The 19700-nt window shown below is 42.9% G+C and carries 16 protein-coding genes; 10 read left to right on the top strand and 6 right to left on the bottom strand.

Annotation, left to right across the window (positions count from 1 at the left end; genetic code table 11):
• The first annotated feature begins 201 nt into the window (after positions 1 to 201).
• The gene (locus RMY27_RS16635) at positions 202 to 1920 is read left to right on the top strand and encodes an NAD+ synthase (protein WP_322665033.1); all 1719 of its coding nucleotides are present in this window, start codon (positions 202 to 204) and stop codon (positions 1918 to 1920) included.
• A 372-nt stretch (positions 1921 to 2292) separates the two neighbouring features.
• Entirely contained in the window at positions 2293 to 3717 is a 1425-nt protein-coding gene (locus tag RMY27_RS16630; protein WP_322665000.1) for a DUF4157 domain-containing protein, read from the top strand.
• Positions 3718 to 3839: 122 nt separating this feature from the next.
• Here RMY27_RS16630 and RMY27_RS16625 read toward each other — a convergent pair whose 3' ends face one another.
• The 4 genes from RMY27_RS16625 to RMY27_RS16610 form a co-directional block, all read right to left on the bottom strand.
• Positions 3840 to 4817, bottom strand: coding sequence for a LysR family transcriptional regulator (locus RMY27_RS16625; protein ID WP_322664998.1), 978 nt, complete (start codon positions 4815 to 4817; stop codon positions 3840 to 3842).
• Between the two features lie 320 nt (positions 4818 to 5137).
• The gene (locus tag RMY27_RS16620) at positions 5138 to 5989 is read right to left on the bottom strand and encodes a WGxxGxxG-CTERM domain-containing protein (RefSeq protein WP_322664996.1); all 852 of its coding nucleotides are present in this window, start codon (positions 5987 to 5989) and stop codon (positions 5138 to 5140) included.
• An 830-nt stretch (positions 5990 to 6819) separates the two neighbouring features.
• A complete protein-coding gene (locus tag RMY27_RS16615; RefSeq protein WP_322665032.1) occupies positions 6820 to 8163 on the bottom strand; it encodes a HEAT repeat domain-containing protein in 1344 nt (447 codons plus the stop codon).
• A gap of 200 nt (positions 8164 to 8363) precedes the next feature.
• Complete coding sequence (locus RMY27_RS16610) at positions 8364 to 8774, bottom strand: ubiquinol-cytochrome c reductase iron-sulfur subunit (protein ID WP_322664994.1); 411 nt, start codon at positions 8772 to 8774, stop codon at positions 8364 to 8366.
• Positions 8775 to 9291: 517 nt separating this feature from the next.
• Here RMY27_RS16610 and RMY27_RS16605 point away from each other — a divergent pair.
• Positions 9292 to 10947: a ferredoxin--nitrite reductase gene (locus RMY27_RS16605; RefSeq protein WP_322664992.1), complete on the top strand. Its 1656-nt coding sequence runs from the start codon at positions 9292 to 9294 to the stop codon at positions 10945 to 10947.
• On the opposite strand, the gene RMY27_RS16600 is transcribed toward RMY27_RS16605, so the two are convergent.
• Positions 10907 to 11092 carry a hypothetical protein gene (locus RMY27_RS16600; RefSeq protein ID WP_322664990.1) on the bottom strand — a complete coding sequence of 62 codons (186 nt, stop codon included), beginning with the start codon at positions 11090 to 11092 and terminating at the stop codon, positions 10907 to 10909. The two genes, RMY27_RS16605 and RMY27_RS16600, sit on opposite strands and share 41 nt — an antisense overlap.
• Positions 11093 to 11344: 252 nt before the next feature.
• Between RMY27_RS16600 and RMY27_RS16595 the strand changes: the two genes are divergently transcribed.
• From RMY27_RS16595 to RMY27_RS16580, 4 genes are all read left to right on the top strand, one after another.
• Complete coding sequence (locus RMY27_RS16595; protein ID WP_322664988.1) at positions 11345 to 12847, top strand: NarK family nitrate/nitrite MFS transporter; 1503 nt, start codon at positions 11345 to 11347, stop codon at positions 12845 to 12847.
• 398 nt (positions 12848 to 13245) lie between these two features.
• Positions 13246 to 15465 carry a nitrate reductase gene (locus tag RMY27_RS16590; protein WP_322664986.1) on the top strand — a complete coding sequence of 740 codons (2220 nt, stop codon included), beginning with the start codon at positions 13246 to 13248 and terminating at the stop codon, positions 15463 to 15465.
• Between the two features lie 282 nt (positions 15466 to 15747).
• Complete coding sequence (locus tag RMY27_RS16585) at positions 15748 to 16203, top strand: phosphate-starvation-inducible PsiE family protein (RefSeq protein ID WP_322664984.1); 456 nt, start codon at positions 15748 to 15750, stop codon at positions 16201 to 16203.
• Between the two features lie 52 nt (positions 16204 to 16255).
• Positions 16256 to 16705 (top strand): nitrate reductase associated protein, encoded by a 450-nt coding sequence (locus RMY27_RS16580; RefSeq protein ID WP_322664982.1) that lies wholly within the window; start codon positions 16256 to 16258, stop codon positions 16703 to 16705.
• A gap of 161 nt (positions 16706 to 16866) precedes the next feature.
• On the opposite strand, the gene RMY27_RS16575 is transcribed toward RMY27_RS16580, so the two are convergent.
• Positions 16867 to 17034: a hypothetical protein gene (locus tag RMY27_RS16575; protein WP_322664980.1), complete on the bottom strand. Its 168-nt coding sequence runs from the start codon at positions 17032 to 17034 to the stop codon at positions 16867 to 16869.
• 52 nt (positions 17035 to 17086) lie between these two features.
• Here RMY27_RS16575 and RMY27_RS16570 point away from each other — a divergent pair, with 52 nt between their 5' ends.
• From RMY27_RS16570 to RMY27_RS16560, 3 genes are all read left to right on the top strand, one after another.
• Positions 17087 to 17689 (top strand): DJ-1/PfpI family protein, encoded by a 603-nt coding sequence (locus tag RMY27_RS16570; protein WP_322664978.1) that lies wholly within the window; start codon positions 17087 to 17089, stop codon positions 17687 to 17689.
• 189 nt (positions 17690 to 17878) lie between these two features.
• On the top strand, positions 17879 to 18004 hold the full coding sequence (locus RMY27_RS16565; RefSeq protein ID WP_322664976.1) for a hypothetical protein: 126 nt from the start codon (positions 17879 to 17881) through the stop codon (positions 18002 to 18004).
• Between the two features lie 123 nt (positions 18005 to 18127).
• Entirely contained in the window at positions 18128 to 19510 is a 1383-nt protein-coding gene (locus RMY27_RS16560; RefSeq protein ID WP_322664975.1) for a PrsW family glutamic-type intramembrane protease, read from the top strand.
• Positions 19511 to 19700 lie beyond the last annotated feature (190 nt).

Raw genomic sequence — 19700 nt, 5'->3', positions numbered from 1 at the left:
CGACTACTTCGACTTCGCTCAGTACAAGTTCGCTCAACCAACTGAGTAGTCGAGAGTTGAGCGTACCCCTGCGGGGAAGCAAGCTACGTGTAGCGTCTCCAAGAGTTGTCGAAACTCGTCAACATCGGTATTTTTTTCATCAGAAATCACCTAAATCCAGAGTAACTTATGACTCTTAACAAATGACAAATGACAAATAATATGAAAATTGCGATCGCTCAAATTAATCCTACTATTGGTGATTTGCTTTTAAATGCCCAAAAAATCCTGGAGGCGGCACAACGAGCAGTTTCTAGCGGTGCGCGTTTATTGTTGACACCAGAACTTTCTTTGTGTGGCTATCCACCAAGAGATTTATTACTAAATCCTAGTTTTGTGGAAGCGATGGGCATCACTTTACAAAACTTGGCTGAGGATTTACCACCAAATTTAGCTGTGTTGGTAGGAACTGTTGAACCAAACCTCAACGCATCTATTAGTGGTGGTAAAACTTTATTTAACAGTATGGCTTTGTTAGAAAATGGCAAGGTTAAACAAATTTTTCATAAACGACTTTTGCCTACTTACGATGTATTTGATGAACGTCGCTATTTTGAACCAGGCTTGCAAGCTAATTATTTCACTTTAGATAATATCGATATTGGCGTAACTATTTGCGAAGATTTATGGAATGATGAGGAATTCTGGGGCAAACGTAGTTATGCAGTGAATCCGATTGCTGATTTAGCGATTTTGGGTGTAGATTTGATTGTAAATTTGTCTGCTTCGCCTTACACAGTTGGTAAACAGCAGTTTCGTGAAACTATGCTCAGGCATAGTGCAATACGTTTTCAACAACCAATGATTTATGCTAATCAGGTTGGCGGAAATGATGACCTAATTTTTGATGGGCGGAGTTTTGCCTTGAATCGTCAAGGTGAAGTTATGTGTCGTGCCCGTGGTTTTGATACCGATTTAGTAGTTGTTGAATTTGACGAAGCGCAACGGGATTTTCAATTAGGTTCTGTAGAACCTGCATATCAATCAGAAGATGAAGAAATTTGGCAAGCTTTGGTTTTAGGAGTGCGAGATTACGCTCGTAAGTGTCGTTTTTCTAAAGTAGTGTTGGGTTTAAGCGGTGGGATTGACTCTGCCATAGTAGCTGCGATCGCTACAGCTGCACTTGGTAAAGAAAATGTCCTCGGTGTTCTCATGCCTTCCCCTTACAGTTCAGAGCATTCCATCAGTGATGCTGTGGCGTTAGCTGAAAATTTGGGGATTAAGACTAATCTTTTACCAATTGGCGAGTTAATGCAAGGCTTCGATCAAACATTAGGTGATTTGTTTGCGGGTACCGAGTTTGGATTGGCTGAAGAGAATATCCAATCTCGGATTCGCGGTAATTTATTAATGGCGATCGCTAATAAATTTGGCTATCTTCTCTTATCTACCGGTAACAAATCAGAAATGGCTGTTGGTTACTGTACTCTCTACGGCGATATGAATGGCGGGTTAGCAGTGATTGCAGATGTTCCTAAAACCCGTGTGTATTCACTTTGCCATTGGTTAAATCGCAATAATGAAATCATCCCGCAAAACGTCTTGACTAAAGCACCCAGCGCTGAACTCAAACCAGGCCAAGTCGATCAAGACTCTCTACCGCCTTACGAAGTTTTGGACGATATTTTGCAACGCCTGATTCACAACCACCAATCAGCAGCGCAAATTGTTGCAGCCGGTCACGATGCGGTGATTGTAGACAGAGTAATTCAAATGGTGGCGCGGGCTGAATTTAAACGGCGACAAGCACCCCCCGGCTTAAAAATCACCGATCGCGCCTTTGGAACCGGTTGGCGAATGCCAATTGCTAGTAACTGGGTTGGTGTCAAAAAGGCTTACCAGGCAAAAACTACAGCTACATCTAACCTTAGTTTGTTGTGATGGACAAGATGCTCATCCGCGCCTAGACAACGCGGATGAGCATTACCTATTGATAAATTATGTCAGATTCCCCAGGATTGGCAATTTTCAACGATTCATAGATTTATCACCCAAGTATTTATCCGCCAAATTGGGGGATTTTAGGGGCGCAAGGCCTTGCGCCCCTAAAATCCAATGCGCCACCATTATCATTCTGCGGTCGGCGTAGTGCGTAGGCGCAGCCCGCCGCAGGCATCGCCCGATACCATAAGAATTGAGTTACAGAAAATTTATACTTTCGATAAATTGTGTTGTGAGTGCGATCGCAGTACTCTAGATGTTAGTAACAGCAAAATATTTATCTAGCTACTGCTTGGGCATCTGGAGAAGAAAATGAGAGAACACATCAGCCGGCAGAAAAAAACTAGTACAGGCTTCTCAATTCCATCCCTGAAACAACCGATACGCGGCTTTGGTTTGGAGTCGTCGGCAATTTCACGCCAAGCAGTTCCTGAAATACAACCATTCCATAAACCACTTACTCACGATATCAGTCGCATACCACTGCGTACCCAAGCAAAACTCTCAATTAGCCAGCCTGGAGACAAATACGAACAGGAAGCTGATAGCGTAGCACAGCAGGTAATGCAAAGAATGGCGCAACCTGTAAATCGCCAGTCTATTCATCGAGTTGCATTGCCAGAGTCAGAAGAATTGCAGATGAAACCTCTAGCGAATTCCATCACGCCTTTAGTGCAACGAGAAGCATTGCCAGAGGATGAGGAAGAATTGCAAATGAAATCTCTGGACAATAGCACGCTACAACGGCAGGAAGTGCCAGAGGATGAGGAAGAATTGCAAATGAAATCTCTGGACAATAGCATGCTACAACGGCAGGAAGTGCCAGAAGATGAGGAAGAATTGCAAATGAAATCTCTGGACAATAGCACGCTACAACGGCAGGAAGTGCCAGAGGATGAGGAAGAATTGCAAATGAAATCTCTGGATAATAGCACGCTGCAACGGCAGGAAGTGCCAGAGGATGAGGAAGAATTACAAATGAAGCCGATGGTGCAGCGTCAGGCTGGGATGGCTGGTGCGCCAAACCTGGAAGCCTCCATTAACCAAGCACGGGGGGGTGGACAGGCGATCGCAGACAACATCCGCGAACCAATGGAACAGGCATTTGGCGCAGATTTCAGTGGCGTGAAGGTTCACACGGATGGTCAATCTGACCAGTTGAATCGGTCAATTCAGGCGCGTGCTTTCACGACGGGACAGGATGTGTTTTTTCGGCAGGGAGAATATAATCCTGGGAGTCGGGGCGGACAGGAGTTGTTGGCGCATGAGTTGACCCATGTTGTGCAGCAGAAGGGGGGAGTATTAGATACCGCAAATGTGCAGCGAGTGTGGGGGAGTGGACTACCTGCTAGTGTAAAAGCACCCGCTACAGAAGACCAAAAAGCCAAGGCAAAAGCCCAAGAGCAGGAGAAAAAAAAGGCCCAAGAGCAGGAGCAGCATCAACAAGAAGTACAGAGTTTCATCAATAAAATTGAAACTTTTATACAAACGAATGATGGAACAGCTGATGGGACGAAGACAGGAAGATGGAATTATTATCCAACCTTTAAGATTTCACAGAAAATTTGCGATGACGTGATTAACGCATGGAGGGGAAAAGGAAGCGCACAGAACTACCATGTGCTTGATAGTCATAAAAATAATGAGGGTTATATAAATTTTTTAAGGACAGATCCCAAAAAATCATCTTCTACAAAGTCTGTAAACGCGAATATCCATATATACATATCCAATTGAGAAAATTTGTGCCACCCGCCAAATTTCCTGGTGGTAAGCTAATCAGCATTCAAATTGCAACATAGCTACTATTTCCCTTGTTTTTGTCTGATCATGCCACTTAATGACTAACGTTAATTTAATTAACTTACGTTGTCCAACAAAATGGCGGTTGACGAAGGCGATCGCTGCTGGTTAATTTGTAGTGGAATATTTTCTTGCACTAGTTGCCAAAAGTGTTTGATGGGGGGAATTTGCAGACGGTCTTGAGTTGTCACCATAACTACCCGCCGAGTCAAACTTGAACCATCTACCAAACTATTAGTATTATTGCTAGCTAAAGAACGAATCGCCAGGGTAGGGTCAAGACGAGCTTCTAGTAATGCTGATTGAGGTAGCAAAGCTATCAATTTTCCTTGGCGCACCACTCCCCGGAAGGCATCTAGGGTATTTACCTCTAAAGCCGACTGGAGTGTAGCTTCCATCCGCTCAAATCTATCTTGTATTAAGCGTTGCATCCCATAACCATCTTTAAAAACCACTTGGGGATAACGAATTAGCTCCGACCAAGGGATGAATTCATATTGGGCTAGGGGATGATTAGCTGCGGTTAAAACTTCTATAGGTTCATCATAAAGTACTTCTACCACCATTTCTTTACTGGTGGTTAAAAAGCGATTATTCATCACAATTGCTAAATCTACCAATCCATCTTTGAGGACTTTGAGGGCGCGATCGCTTCCTAATGAAGTCACCCGCAATTGCACATCTGGATAATCATAACAAAATTTTTGCAACACTGGTGGTAAGTAAGATCCACATAGGGAGTGAATCACGGCAATGCAAAGTTCTGGTTGCTTTCCGGCAATTAAATCGGCTAATTCTTCTGTAGCAGTCTGCCACTCTTGACAAATTTTGCGGACGCGGGGTAACAAACGTTCACCTCCTAGCGTTAGTTTGGCATGAGTGCTTCTGTGAAACAGTTCTATCCCCAAATCTGCTTCTAATGCTTGGATTTGGCGACTAATTGTCGATTGGGTAACACCAGATGTTCGCGCTGCTTGTTGAAAGCTGCCGGTTTTGGCGATCGCTAGAAAGGCTTGCAACTGCTCTAGGCGCATTTTTATGTAGCCTGAATTACATTTATCAGTTTTATTAAGTTAACGGATTTTTGAAAGCATTTTAGTAGAATTTGTTACAGGTCTTTGACTCGAATTGATATTTAAGTAAATCAGTTTTTACCGCCTTTATCGTCAATTATGCGCCTTGCACCGATTTTTTCGGAAAATCTCGCCAAAAAAGAATTGACTACTTTCTGCTGAAATATATGAATTTTCAGACAAGACTTTTAGAGAAACCTATCGCAAAAATAATTGAACCGCCAGAGGCTTGAGCCTCTGGCGGTTTTCCGAGTTTTGTAATAGTTCTAGTGTGGTTAATACTATCTGGAGCGAGAACCTGTTACTTCATTAGGGTCGCTATAAGCCCGGACTTTTTCGCGATTACGAGTCAGACCTGCTAAACCAGCTAGGCCAAGCAAACCTAGCCAACCCAAATTGAAACCGCGATCGGTATTTCTTTCGGAAGTTACGACGCCTGTATTTCTGTTAGTACCTGTGGCATCAGTGCCCGTTGTTCCAGTACCTGTGGCATCAGAGCCTGTTGTTCCAGAGCCTGTAATTCCACTGCCCGTTGTTCCAGTACCTGTGGAATCAGAGCCTGTAGTTCCAGTACCCGTTGTTCCAGAGCCTGTAGTTCCACTGCCCGTGCCCGTTGAGCCAGTGCCTAGACCACTACCTGTACTTCCACTGCCTGTACCACTACCAGTAGTTCCAGTCCCTAAACCACTGCCTGTACTTTCAGTGCCTGTACCACTACCAGTAGTTCCAGTCCCTAGACCACTGCCTGTACTTTCAGTGCCTGTACCACTACCAGTAGTTCCAGTGCCTAGACCACTGCCTGTACTTCCACTGCCTGTACCAGTGCCTAGACCACTGCCTGTACCAGTGCCTGTACCACTACCAGTAGTTCCAGTGCCTAGACCACTGCCTGTACTTCCACTGCCTGTACCAGTGCCTAGACCACTGCCTGTACCACTGCCTGTACCAGTACCTGTAGTTCCAGTACCTGTACCACTGCCTGTAGCTCCACTACCTGAGCTAGAGCTACCACTGGAGCCACCACTGCCAGAACCTCCACTCTGGGCAAAAACTGAAGGAGGTAAGGATACAGAAGCGAAACTGATGGCAAAGACAGTAGCTAAAACAGTTTTAGATAAATTCAAAGGTTTCATACTTGTGGTTCCTTTATGTTCTAGATTTTTGTGAGTGATTGATTTTCAAAATCGATATTGTCTACTCAATCCACTGCTCAATAGGTAAATTTTTACAAGAGGTGAGGAGTATTTCGCCTAGCTTCTTTTGGAAAACTGAAAGCATTTAAATATGCCACAACGACTCACCATTGGTTAGATCAAGCAAAATAATTCATAATCAGTAATTAGTCATTTAGGATTAAGAACATACGACTAAGGTCGCTTGTCCAGAATAGATAGATAAAGAATAATAATTTGTTTTAAATATGAAATTAATATTCATTTCTACCCGATTTTTAATTACTTATTGTGAATTATTTTGTAACTGCTACACAAGATAACTGCTAGTTTTTTGCCTGACTTCTACCATAAGACCAAAACCATTTATATCGCAGGGATTAATTTGGCTGGCATTTTAGCCTATGAGGGTGAAAAGCATGAAACGTTTTAGAGCTTGCAAACGATTAGATAAAACCCTAAAAGACGTGAGGCGTAACTTGCTTTACCGAAAGAATAGGTCTACTACAAACTTTTAATTATTTACACTGGCTTACTTAATTAAGTACAAGTGATAGCTCACTTAAGCAGGATTTGCTCCTCAATAAATATAATTACTTTTTTGACATTAGCTTGTAGTTATTTGGATATAAATGAACTAGAGACTATAAGCAGCTAGATGCTGCCAACGTATAAGCCTCTATTAACAATACTTCATAATCTTATTTCGCCAGAGAACTTATAACTTCATACTTCAGGTGTGTCTTACTTTAGACTTAAGGAATACTTTTATTGTCAGTTATAGCTAAAATTTACCATTCAGCTAAAGCGATCGCTATTGCTTGTTTTAAATCTGGTGCGATTGCGTCATTATTCGCTAACTGCTGCAATTGTTGATGTGTGGCTTCTCCACCCAGATTTTTCAGCGCTGCGATCGCATGCAGTCTCACCGATGCATTAGAATCGCCTAACAGCGAAATCAATGGTTCAATTGCCTGCATTTCGCCTAACTGTCCTAAAGACAAGGCGATCGCACTTTTGATGCTGGGAATCTCTGTGGCCGGATGCTGTGTTAGCGAAGCTTGCCGTTCGCGTAGCGTTCCGCAGGAAAGGCATGGCAGTATTTGCAGTAAGATTTCGGCGGCTGGTGTAGTTAACTGCGGTTTTTGGACTCGTCCCAAAACTGTGACAATTTCTTGCCACACTGTTTCTGATGTACTTTGGTTCAGTGCTGTTTGTAAATATTCCAAACTCGATAACGTTCCTACCCAACTTAAAGCGCGGATGGTTTCTAATTGCAGCGTTATCGGTGTCTGGGGTGAAATCAGCAAATCAAATAAGTGTTTAGCAGCGTCATCACTACCAATCCGAGAAAGGGTAACTGCGGCTGCACAACAAACATCAAGGTTAAAGTCGTAAAGTTTAGATTGCAGTCTCGTTATTAAATCTAATGCTTGGTATAAGTCGGGGCGAAAACCTAAACCAAGCACTGCTGCACGCCTGACTGTGGCAGCTGTATCATCCAAAGCTTTTAATAATACTGGCGGTACACGTTCATCATGAAAACTGCTGAGGGCTTCAATTGCGGCGGCACGGATTGCTGCTTGTGGATCTTGCACTACACTTAACAGCGGCGTAATGGTTTCTGGCTGCCGAATACAACAAAGCGATCGCACTGCTAACAATCGTGTATTTTCATCTAATAGAAGTTCGGTTAGTGAAGCAATAGCAACAGTACCCATTTGTCCCAGTGCTGTAGCTGCGATCGCTTTGAGTTCTTCATCCTCATCATTTTTCAGCAATTCAACTATTGGTGCGATCGCTTCTGGGTGTTTAAATTCACCCAAAGTTCTTGCTACATACCAGCGCAATTCTTCTTCTGCATCTTCATCTTCTAATATTTCAATCAGTGGTGGTATAGCAATATCACCAAAGTGAATCAACACTTTGCTAATTTCCCAGCGTTGCTGAAAATCCCCCATCTCTAAGATTGAAAGTGTTAATTTTAGAAGATATTCTCTCTTTTTAACTATCTCTGGATCTTCCGAGTCTGCACCTAAAATTAACTGTTGCAAATATTGAATTAGTGATGACAAATCAGCGGCATTATGTGCTGCCTCGGCTTGTACCAATAGCTGTTTGATGTTACTCACAATATCTTGCTTTAATTATCATCTTCTGCCCCTTAAGAGTGCTGAGTTATGAGTGCTGAGTGCTGAGTTATGAGTGCTGAGTTATGAGTGCTGAGTTATGAGTGCTGAGTCGGGAATCTCACTTCTTTACTCAGGACTGGGAACTGGCTTAATGCCCCGGTATCACTAACGGAAAAGAAGAACTATTTTGTCTCCTGCTTCCATTAGCTTGGCTTGACTACAACCGAATTACCCTCAATCTTGGCGGCGTAAGTTTTCAGTGGATCTGTCGCTGGGCCTTTTTGCACTTTACCATCCGCTCCATATTCTGAACCATGACAGGGACAAGCGAATTTTTTCACATCAGCTTTCCATGCTACTGTGCAACCTGCGTGAGTACAGGTAGGGTCAACAGCAGTTATTCCGGCTTTAGATGTGCCAACTACCAATACAGTCCCAGCAGGTGAGTCTTTCACCAGTAATTGACCTGTTTTATCTAATTCTGCCGATGTACCTACTGTTTGCCAATCTTTAGATATCGGAGTTGTTTGAGAAGAACAAGCTGCGATCGCTACAGGTAGAGAAGCCGCAATCCAACCCAAACCTACCCAATTAATAAAGTCACGACGTTTCATAGCTGCTGAAATAATATCTAAGTTTTAGCTAACATCTGCCATTCAATTTTGGATTTTAGATATGAGATTAATCTATGGCGATCCAAAATTGCTTCAGTCATCTCAAATACCGTTGATTAAGCGTTCTATATCGTTCATTGGTGACTTTAATGTAAAAAATGCATAAAATTCATGCGTTTTTTGGAGATTTTCCCAAAAAACGTAACAATTTATACGATTTTAACAAAAAAATCATCTTAAGTTATGAGTATCGAAATTGTTACATGAACATTATCCAAACCTGCTTGACAAATTCCCAAGATGTAAATAGCCACAAATTTTCCTTAGCTAACCACGGATTTGGAGTTTCGCGTAGGAAGGTTCTTGAGTAAAAATAATCAGCCGTAGTTAAATATTAAGTTTTTATTCCCTAACCCTCGTAGATACAACACCTAATGTAACTACGGATCGATTCGTATTGAGAAATTACGACCACAGTTCCCGATCATATCAGTAATTTGCAAAGAGATTCAGCCTCATGACAGACACAGCAACTACCACTAGCCTTAATAAATTCGAGAAATTAAAAGCAGAAAAAGATGGACTCGCTATCAAGAGTGAGATAGAGAAATTTGCCGCCTTGGGTTGGGAGGCAATGAACGAAACAGATCGCGATCATCGACTCAAATGGGTAGGTGTGTTTTTTCGCCCAGTTACCCCAGGCAAGTTTATGATGCGGTTGCGGATGCCTAACGGTATTCTTACCAGCAGTCAGATGCGTGTTTTAGCCCAAGTAGTCCAGCGTTACGGTGATGATGGTTGCGCTGATATTACAACGAGACAGAATATCCAATTACGGGGGATCAGAATTGAAGATTTACCAGATATCTTTAATAGATTTCACGCAGTTGGTTTAACCAGCGTTCAGTCAGGGATGGATAACATTCGCAATATCACAGGCGATCCCGTGGCGGGGTTAGATGCAGATGAGTTGTACGACACGCGAGAGTTAGTACAGCAAATTCAAGATATGCTTACCAATAAAGGAGAAGGAAACCCAGAATTTAGCAACTTACCACGAAAGTTTAATATTGCGATCGCAGGTGGACGAGACAATTCGGTTCATGCTGAAATTAACGATTTGGCTTTTGTGCCAGCATTTAAAAATAGTGCTGAGTGCCGAGTGCTGAGTGCTGAGTCTTTTTCCCACTCAGAACGAGCTGAACGCCCCGCTACCGCTAACAGCACTCAAGACTCAACACTCATTTTCGGGTTTAACGTTTTAGTTGGTGGCTTTTTCTCAGCTAAACGTTGTGAGGCGGCAATTCCTCTGAATGCTTGGGTGGCTCCTGAAGATGTAGTAGCTGTATGTAGAGCGGTTTTGGAAGTATTTCGCGATCATGGGCCACGTGCTAATCGGCAAAAATCGCGCTTGATGTGGCTAATCGATGAATGGGGTTTAGATAAGTTTCGAGCAGAAGTAGAAAGCCGTTTGGGTAAATCATTATTACCCGCAGCACCTAAAGACGAGCTCGACTGGGAAAAACGCGACCACATCGGGGTATATAAACAAAAACAAGCAGGATTAAATTACGCAGGCTTGAACATTCCTGTCGGTCGGTTGTATGCCGAAGATATGTTTGAAATCGCTCGTCTAGCAGAAGTTTACGGCACTGGCGAAATCCGTTTCACGGTTGAGCAAAATATTGTTATACCCAACATTGCTGAGTCGCGTTTAGCAACATTTTTAACAGAACCTTTGCTAGAAAGATTTTCTATCGATCCAGGTTTGCTGGCGCGATCGCTAGTATCTTGCACAGGCGCACAATTTTGCAACTTTGCCCTCATCGAAACCAAAAACCGTGCCCTGGCAATGATTAAAGTCTTAGAAGAAGAGTTAACCTTCACCAACCCAGTGCGAATTCACTGGACAGGTTGCCCCAACTCCTGCGGACAACCCCAAGTTGCAGACATCGGCTTGATGGGAACTAAAACTCGCAAAAATGGCAAAACCTTGGAAGGTGTTGACATCTATATGGGTGGCAAAGTTGGCAAAGATGCCCATTTAGGAACTTGTGTTATCAAAGGCATACCCTGCGAAGACTTACAGCCAATATTGCAAGATTTATTAATCAAAAATTTCGGGGCGAAACTCAAGCAAGAAGCCTTACTAGTTGGTATAGCCAAGTGCTGAGTGTTGAGTGCTGAGTGCTGAGTGCTGAGTGCTGAGTGCTGAGTGTTGAGTGTTGAGTGCTGAGTGCTGAGTGCTGAGTGTTGAGTGCTGAGTGTTGAGTGCTGAGTGCTGAACAAAAACCCAGTCGTTTTAAGCCTTTGAGCAATCAACACTGTCCTAACCTATGTGACTACGGCTATAACTGCTAGTACTTATCGGGGGCATTCGGCATTGGGTAAAACTCATACTTCGACCTTGAAGGCTTAACCCTCGACCTTGAAGCCTTAACCTTCGACCTTAAAGCCTTAACCTTCGACCTTAAAGACTTAACCCTCGACCTTAAAGGCTTAACCTTCGACCTTAAAGGCTCATCTTTTCATACCTCTTCACCGTATTTTATTCAATTAGAAAGATTGGAATGCTTAAAAACTTATTTTCATTTAGCGATCGCTACCGCATCTTACATCAGACTTGGTTTGCTTTCTTTCTCACCTTTGTATGTTGGTTTAACTTCGCTCCCTTCGCTACAACCATTGGCAAAGAGCTAAGTTTAGCGCCTGAGCAAATCAAAACTTTGGGCATCTGTAACCTTGCCCTCACAATCCCTGCACGGCTAATTATTGGTATGCTTCTGGATCGTTTTGGTCCCAGAATCACCTACTCAATCCTGCTGATGTTTGCGGTAGTTCCTTGTTTAGCAACGGCGCTAGCGCAAGACTTTAATCAACTAGTCATCAGTCGTTTACTGATGGGAATTGTCGGATCTGGGTTTGTTGTCGGTATCCGCATGGTAGGGGAATGGTTCCAGCCGAAGGAGATGGGAATTGCTCAAGGAATTTATGGCGGTTGGGGCAACTTTGGGGCTTTTGGCGCAGAGTTTGCTTTACCGATACTTGCAGTTGCTACTAGCTTTTTCGCTGGTGGTGCTTCTAACTGGCGGTTTGCGATCGCATTTACAGGGATCATTACAGCTATCTACGGCGTAATTTATTACAACAGCGTCCAAGATACACCCGCTGGCAAAGTCTATAAAAAACCTAAGAAAAATGGTTCTCTAGAAGTGACGAGCGTTAAAAGCTTCTGGGCGCTGATTGTCTCGAATTTTGGTTTAATTTTCGCTCTAGGTTTATTAGCTTGGCGCTTGGAACAAAAGAACATTCACTTCCTAACTTTGAGCCAAATGTATCTGGCTTGGTTGCTATTAGCAGGATTGTTTGCTTACCAAAGTTACCAAGCTTGGTTGGTAAACCGAGAACTTCTAACTGGTAAAAAAACTTACGCTCCATCTGAACGCTTTCAATTTGGTCAAGTAGCCTTACTCGAATTCACTTACATAACGAACTTTGGCAGCGAACTAGCAGTTGTTTCCATGCTCCCAGCATTCTTTGAAAAAACTTTTGCTTTAGAGCATGTTGTAGCTGCGATGATTGCTGCTACCTATCCATTCTTAAATTTGGTTTCTCGTCCTAGTGGTGGCTTAATTTCTGATAAATTTAGCTCCCGTAAATGGACAATGACAATTATCAGTGCCGGCATCGGTGTTAGTTATTTGATTGCACATTTTATTAATGGTAACTGGCCGATTCCGCTAGCGATCGCAGTTACAATGTTTGCCGCCTACTTTGCCCAAGCTGGCTGCGGTGCAACTTACAGCATCGTCCCCTTAATTAAGAAAGAAGCCACTGGACAAATTGCTGGAAATGTAGGAGCTTACGGTAATTTTGGCGGCGTAGTTTACCTGACAATTTTTAGCTTAACCGACGCTCCAACACTATTTACCACAATGGGTATAGCTGCTTTAGTCTGTGCTTTCATGTGCGCCTTCTTCCTCAAAGAACCAAAAGGTTCCTTTGCTGCTGCTTATGAAGGTGAATTGCCAGAAACAGCAACGAAAAACCCTATTTTCTTAACTGAAGAATAGACCTGTCTTGAAAATAGAGAGTAGTCAATAAAGCAAATAAATTCTCATACTTCGTAGTAAGGACTTTAGTCCTTTTTTTCTAAGCACTAAAGTGACGTGAGTTCGACAGACCTCTTCCTCCCAGCCTCCCTCTCCTAAAAGGCGAACGCGTTGCGTCTCCGTAAGGAGAAGGAGGAGTAACGAGATTAGAGGGCTTTTGCTCCCCTCTCCTCTCTTCGAGACGCTGCGCGAACGTAGGAGAGGGGCTGGGGGAGAGGTCAAAACAGTACTCGTCGTCAAGTTAAAGTGCTTACTACAAACCCTCTTGCACTAGTTTAACAAAGTACTAAGTTACGCTTCTCAACCTGGCGCTACATCTGAGGTTGCACAATCAAAAATAATAAAATGGTACAACTGCCATGAGTGAATTTACCAAAACTATCTGTCCCTACTGTGGTGTTGGCTGCGGTTTAGAAGTTTCACCTCCAGCCCAACTTGGCAAAGCAACTAATCGAGATAGCCAAGGAAATCCAACTTGGCGGGTGCGCGGTGATAAAGCCCATCCATCTAGTCAAGGAATGGTTTGCGTCAAAGGCGCAACGATCGCAGAATCTTTAGATAAAAATAGATTACATTACCCAATGGTGCGAGACTCATTAGATCAAGAGTTTCGCCGCGTTAGTTGGGATGAGGCTTTTGATCTAATCGCTAAACGCATTCAAACTATCCGCTTCACCCAAGGGCCAGAAGCTTTATGTATGTATGGTTCCGGTCAGTTCCAAACTGAGGATTATTATATAGCCCAGAAACTCATGAAAGGTTGTCTGGGTACTAATAATTTTGATGCCAACTCTCGTTTATGTATGTCTAGTGCTGTAGCTGGCTACATTCAAAGCTTTGGCTCAGATGGGCCTCCATGCTGTTACGAAGACTTGGAGTTAACCGACTGTGCATTTTTAATTGGTACTAATACAGCCGAATGTCACCCCATCGTTTTCAATCGACTGGCTAAGTATCACAAAAAGAACCGCAAAGTCAAAATGATTGTGGTTGATCCCCGCCGCACACCAACGGCAGAAGCCGCTGATTTGCATTTAGCAATTCGTCCCGGTACAGATATCGATTTGTTAAACGGCATCGCCCACTTGTTGATGCGCTGGAATTACATCGATACCATGTTCATGGACGACTGCACTAGCAACTTTCCCGCTTATGCTGAAGTAATTCGCCACTATCCGCCAGAAGTGGTAGCTCGTCAATGTGGAATCAGCATTGAAGATTTAGAAACAGCAGCTCGCTATTGGGGTGAATCGCAGCGGGTACTGTCTTTGTGGTCAATGGGTGTAAATCAATCCTCAGAAGGGACGGCTAAGGTAAGAACGATCATTAACCTGCACCTGATGACGGGACAGATTGGCAAACCTGGGGCTGGTCCTTTTTCCCTCACTGGTCAACCGAACGCAATGGGAGGAAGAGAAACCGGAGGTTTGGCACATTTATTACCAGGTTATCGGGTGGTGAAAAATCCTCAGCACCGTGCAGAAGTTGAGGAGTTTTGGGGACTTAAGCCAGGACAAATTTCGCCCGATCCCGGTTTGACTGCTTGGGATATGATTACTGGTTTGGAAAATGGCGCTGTAGAGTTATTGTGGATTGCAGCTACTAATCCTGCGGTAAGTATGCCAGATTTAGAGCGGACTAAGAAGGCGTTGTTGCGATCGCCTTTCACTATTTACCAAGATGCTTATTATCCTACAGAAACCTCTGCCTACGCTCATGTTTTGTTACCAGCAGCCCAGTGGGGTGAAAAAACTGGCGTGATGACAAATTCCGAACGGGTGGTAACTCTGTGTTCAGCATTTCGCCAACCGCCAAGAGAAGCGAAAGCAGATTGGGAAATTTTTGCCGAAGTTGGACGTAGATTAGGTTTTAAGAGAGAATTTGCCTTTGCTAACTCTGCTGAAGTTTATGCTGAGTTTGTCAAACTAACTAAAAATCGCCCCTGTGATATGACAGGTCTCAGTCACGCGCAATTACAGACACAAGGCCCGACTCAATGGCCTCATCCTGAAGAGAGTACTGAGTACCGAGTGCTGAGTACTGAGTTTAAAGAAACAACTCAGCGCTCTAAAAGACTCTACACCAATCTCCGCTTTCACACCCCTGATGGACGCGCTCGATTTGGGGCATATTACTCCAAGGGATTGGCAGAACCAGCAGATCCAGATTATCCTTTTGTACTAACTACTGGACGCCTTTACGGACACTGGCATACGCAGACACGCACCGGTCGAATTGAAAAAATTTGCAAAATGCATCCGGAACCGTTTATCGAAATTCATCCCCGTGATGCTGCTAAGTTAAGTATTGTAGATAATCAGTATATAGAAGTGCGATCGCGTCGGGGTAAAGCGAAGTTTCCTGCTAAAGTAACAAAAGCGATCGCACCTGGTACAGTTTTTGTCCCTATGCACTGGGGTTCGCTCTGGGCAGATAATGCCGAAGCTAACGCCCTTACCCATCCAGAATCTTGCCCCGATTCGCTGCAACCAGAATTAAAAGCCTGTGCTGTGCAGCTGATACCAATTTCTGTGGAAGTTACAGTCAAAGATTATCAACTCCAGTCCTCACAATGGTAAGCTCCTAACTGTACCGCTCAAAAGGTAATTAATAATCATCAATAGGTAATTTAGTCAATAATCAATCACCAATAGTCACTATCATTTTTTATGGCTCTCTACTATTGACCCATATCAATTACCATAATTAAGGAGGTGAAATTTATAATAACCAAAAGTTTTACTAGCGCCGAGTTCAGCTATGGTAAAAGATAAAAATCACATACTATTAAAAATCATATTTTTGTAATCCTCTAGATTTATCTATGGGATTTTATTTTATTTAAAAACCGGGTGCAACAGATGAAAAAGTTAATCAGGGAAATTCTAGGAGCTACCAAAGATGAGAACTTCATGCACATTATTGAAAATATAGAAGTGATAGTTTCTAAAGTTCTATCTATTTTTATGGTGGTCGTAATTTTGGTAGCGATCGCAGATTTAGGAGTATTTATTTCTAAAGAATTATTTACAGTACCTTATGGTAAGTTTAACACAACCTTGTATAAGGTTTTCGGTTTGTTTTTAAATATTTTAATTGCCTTAGAAATTTTAGAAAATATCACAGCATATTTACGAAAACACGTTTTTCAAGTTGAATTAGTTATTGTCACTTCTTTAATTGCTGTTGCCAGAAAAATTATTATTCTTGACTTAGAAAAAATTGGAGGTGTTGATATAATTGGTCTAGGTATAGCTATTCTTGCCTTATCAATTAGTTATTTGATAATTCGTCTTAGTAATTCCAAAAATATTTAATTTAAAGAGGCAGAAGGCAACAGTATAATGAGCTAATTTTAAATACTTTCTTATGACAGATTTCTTTCAATTTGAAGCAGACTTTGTTGATTCTCTGCGTTGCATCCCTATGCAGGTGCGTTGTAAATTAGATACCTGTGGCATCAAGCTAAAACTGCCTGACTGGAATCAAATGACCACAGATGAACGGCAAGCTTTAGTCGAATTACCTTGCGCTACAGAAACGGAAATTCAGTCTTACCGCGAGCATATCGAGCAATTAATCATACAACGCACAGGTATACCACCTACAAAATTGCCCATTGATCCTCATCCTGCATGGCTAGATGCCACTGTACCAGCTAGCCTTCAGGAAAAAGCTCAAGAAATAGGTGTAACCCTGACACAGCAAAATTGGGCAGCTTTAACACCCTTACAGCGTTTTGCTTTGATTAAACTTAGCCAGCCAGGACATGAAAACAAAAATTTTCCTAGAGCGATCGCAGAATTTCATCTGCTTTAATTAGACAATAGTCGTTAAAAGAAAAAATCTGTAGGGTGCATTACACTTTGTTAACTTGCCGCCCTCAAATGATACATTACAACATTAGCTGTGTTGTAATGTATCAAAAATTCATGTAGATACTAACGAATAAAATAGCTGACTCTAAATTAATATTTACTTTATATAGCGTTTTCTAATAAAAGTGCTGAGTGCTGAGTTCCGAGTGCTGTTAGCGGTAGCGGGGCGTTTAGCCCGTGCTGAGTGCTGAGTAAATTTAAGAAGTACTCAGTACTCAGCACTACGGTTTTGTGAGTTCTCAAAAGGGTTTCACTATGTACTTCATGCACTTGGAAACCGCTATAAACAACTATTGACTAGAAAGATCAGGATAACAAATATATGGCTGCAAAGAAACTTTTGATGCTCGTTGGCGACTATGTAGAAGACTATGAAGTGATGGTTCCTTTCCAGGCATTGCAAATGGTGGGACACACAATCCACGCAGTTTGCCCCGACAAAAAAGCTGGCGATAAGGTGCGGACAGCAGTTCATGACTTTGAAGGAGACCAGACTTACAGCGAAAAACCCGGACACAATTTTACTTTAAATGCTACTTTTGCAGAAGTAGAAGCCGCAACCTACGATGCCTTAGTCGTTCCCGGAGGACGGGCACCAGAATATATCCGCCTGAATCAGCAGGTACTAGAAATCACCCGTCACTTTGCCCAAGCGAATAAACCGATTGCTGCCATCTGCCACGGCTTGCAGTTATTAGCTGCTGCTGATGTACTGCAAGGCAAAAGATGTACTGGCTACCCTGCTTGTAGCCCAGATATCAACAGTGCTGGAGGAATCTATGTTAATATCCCTGTTGATCGGGCAATAGTTGATGGTAACTTGGTGACAGCACCAGCTTGGCCTGCTCACCCACACTGGCTAGCAGAATTCCTCAAAGTACTTGGAACCAAGATTGAACACTCAGAACTGACTACAGTTGTTTGAGACAAGATACCCACAATATTTTGGTTCAATCTTTATAACAGTTTTTTCCCCTACTCTCTGCTCCAAAAGAGCTTTGGCAAAAACAACTGAGAACAGACGACTAAAAATTATATATTTTTGAAATGGAACTAAATGCAGTAAAAAATACTATTTTTTAATAAATTGCAGTGGGTTTAATTTGCAGCTACGATGTCAAAAGTACAGCATCGAGACAATCTGATTTATCCGCCTAACAAGCCAGTTTTAGGACAAACTCTCAGCAAATGGAATACTTCTTTACATGAGGTGAAACAATTTGAAATTTTGCATCAATAATTTTAAATTTCTTAGCAGGAAGTGAAGCTATAGTGGATTTAGCAATGCTGCTGCTAATGTGGCTAAGGTTAGTCCTGCTGCCAAATTGTGTGAAGAATTAGTTTAGAAAAGCACTTCTTATCGATGACAGGCAAAAACGCAAGACATAATGCATTTCTGCGGCTAGTGTCTGGTAATGGGGCAGCTTTGGGAGCAGAATCTCGCTACTCGCTGCCCCCCAGTAAAGAGATGGTAATTGGACGCGACCCCAGCTGCCAAGTTGTCTTGGATGCCATGATGTACCGAATGGTATCTCGTCGTCATGCAGTGGTTCGTCCGCTCTCTCTATCCCCAGATAGCAAATTTAGCTGGGTGCTTTGTGACTTGAATAGTGCTAATGGCACTTATTTGAATGGACAACGCTTATATGAATGTCAGGAATTGCACCCAGGCGATCGCATTTCTCTAGGTGCTGATGGCCCGCAATACATTTTTGAATACGAGTATACCTCACTGACTCCGGCGACGACAGTAAACCAACTTACACCACTGCCTTCGGCGACGAACTACCACAACCACACGCAATTAAAGCAGCCAGATTCTGTTAGCTTCACCCAGCTTTTTCCGATTATTTCCACTGGTAAAGATTTAACTAGTAAAGCTTACCTTGTACCCGGAATACTGACCGTAATTTTTGTGGTGCTGATGTTCGCTACAGTCGGTCGGCCCCAAGCTAATCAAGTGATCGTAGCAATTTACATCGCCTTCGCTGCCTACTATTTTGTTTACCAGCTTTGCGGCAAACAGAAGCCTTGGTGGGTGCTAATGGCTACGTCCTTGGGTACAATCCTGATTTTGCTCAGTCCGCTGTTGGATCTATTTATTTTCGTATTTCGCGGCATTTTGCCTGGAAGCTTGCCCACACCCCAAGAATCTATCACCTTCACAGAGTTACTGGTGCGGATGTTTTTTGGCGCTGGGTTGATGGAGGAATTACTCAAGGCGTTACCTGTACTAGGGGCTTTTGCTATCGGTAGAATGTTGTCTTCACCTTGGCGAGAACGCATCGGCATCTGGGAACCTTTAGATGGCATTCTCCTGGGAACTGCTTCTGCTGTTGGCTTTACTCTCTTGGAAACCCTCGGTCAGTATGTGCCTGATATCACTCAAAATGTCACGCAACAGGTGGGTATCGGGGCTGCTGGTCAGTTGGCAGGTTTACAACTGCTAATTCCGCGAATTTTAGGCTCTGTAGCTGGACACATGGCTTATAGTGGCTACCTGGGTTATTTTATCGGATTGGCTGTCCTCAAACCTACTAGAAGTTGGCAAATTCTGTCTATTGGTTATTTGAGCGCCTCAGCACTCCATGCTCTCTGGAATGCTACAGGGTCAATCAATGCTTTGCTGTTGGTAGTTGTTGGAGTGTTATCTTACGCCTTTTTGATGGCGGCAATTCTCAAGGCACGGGCGCTGTCACCAACGCGATCGCAAAATTTTGCTACCCGATTTCTTGGCCCAAAATAGGAGATGAAATCAATTCAAAAAAATTGTACCCTTATCAGGAAGCAAGCTACACGCACCATCTTGTAGAGAAGAAAAAGACAGGGGAGATGAGGGAGAACAACCAATGCTCAATGGTTAAATATTTATGTCTTAAGATAGATGCTCTAGTTTGATAATTAGCGTAACGTTATCTACTCTGGGTCAATTGTAT

The organism is Nostoc sp. DedQUE09 (genome assembly GCF_034530915.1).
GTDB lineage: Bacteria > Cyanobacteriota > Cyanobacteriia > Cyanobacteriales > Nostocaceae > Nostoc.
This window is presented reverse-complemented; position numbering and strand designations above follow the sequence as displayed.

Excerpts from the sequence above, each read along its gene's own strand:
- RMY27_RS16570 (WP_322664978.1), top strand. The coding sequence starts at position 17,087 with ATGGCTGCAAAGAAACTTTTGATGCTCGTTGGCGACTATGTAGAAGAC.
- RMY27_RS16630 (WP_322665000.1), top strand. The coding sequence starts at position 2,293 with ATGAGAGAACACATCAGCCGGCAGAAAAAAACTAGTACAGGCTTCTCA.
- RMY27_RS16620 (WP_322664996.1), bottom strand. The coding sequence starts at position 5,989 with ATGAAACCTTTGAATTTATCTAAAACTGTTTTAGCTACTGTCTTTGCC.
- RMY27_RS16635 (WP_322665033.1), top strand. The coding sequence starts at position 202 with ATGAAAATTGCGATCGCTCAAATTAATCCTACTATTGGTGATTTGCTT.
- RMY27_RS16580 (WP_322664982.1), top strand. The coding sequence starts at position 16,256 with ATGACAGATTTCTTTCAATTTGAAGCAGACTTTGTTGATTCTCTGCGT.
- RMY27_RS16590 (WP_322664986.1), top strand. The coding sequence starts at position 13,246 with ATGAGTGAATTTACCAAAACTATCTGTCCCTACTGTGGTGTTGGCTGC.
- RMY27_RS16585 (WP_322664984.1), top strand. The coding sequence starts at position 15,748 with ATGAAAAAGTTAATCAGGGAAATTCTAGGAGCTACCAAAGATGAGAAC.
- RMY27_RS16560 (WP_322664975.1), top strand. The coding sequence starts at position 18,128 with ATGACAGGCAAAAACGCAAGACATAATGCATTTCTGCGGCTAGTGTCT.
- RMY27_RS16610 (WP_322664994.1), bottom strand. The coding sequence starts at position 8,774 with ATGAAACGTCGTGACTTTATTAATTGGGTAGGTTTGGGTTGGATTGCG.
- RMY27_RS16625 (WP_322664998.1), bottom strand. The coding sequence starts at position 4,817 with ATGCGCCTAGAGCAGTTGCAAGCCTTTCTAGCGATCGCCAAAACCGGC.
- RMY27_RS16565 (WP_322664976.1), top strand. The coding sequence starts at position 17,879 with ATGTCAAAAGTACAGCATCGAGACAATCTGATTTATCCGCCTAACAAG.
- RMY27_RS16595 (WP_322664988.1), top strand. The coding sequence starts at position 11,345 with ATGCTTAAAAACTTATTTTCATTTAGCGATCGCTACCGCATCTTACAT.
- RMY27_RS16605 (WP_322664992.1), top strand. The coding sequence starts at position 9,292 with ATGACAGACACAGCAACTACCACTAGCCTTAATAAATTCGAGAAATTA.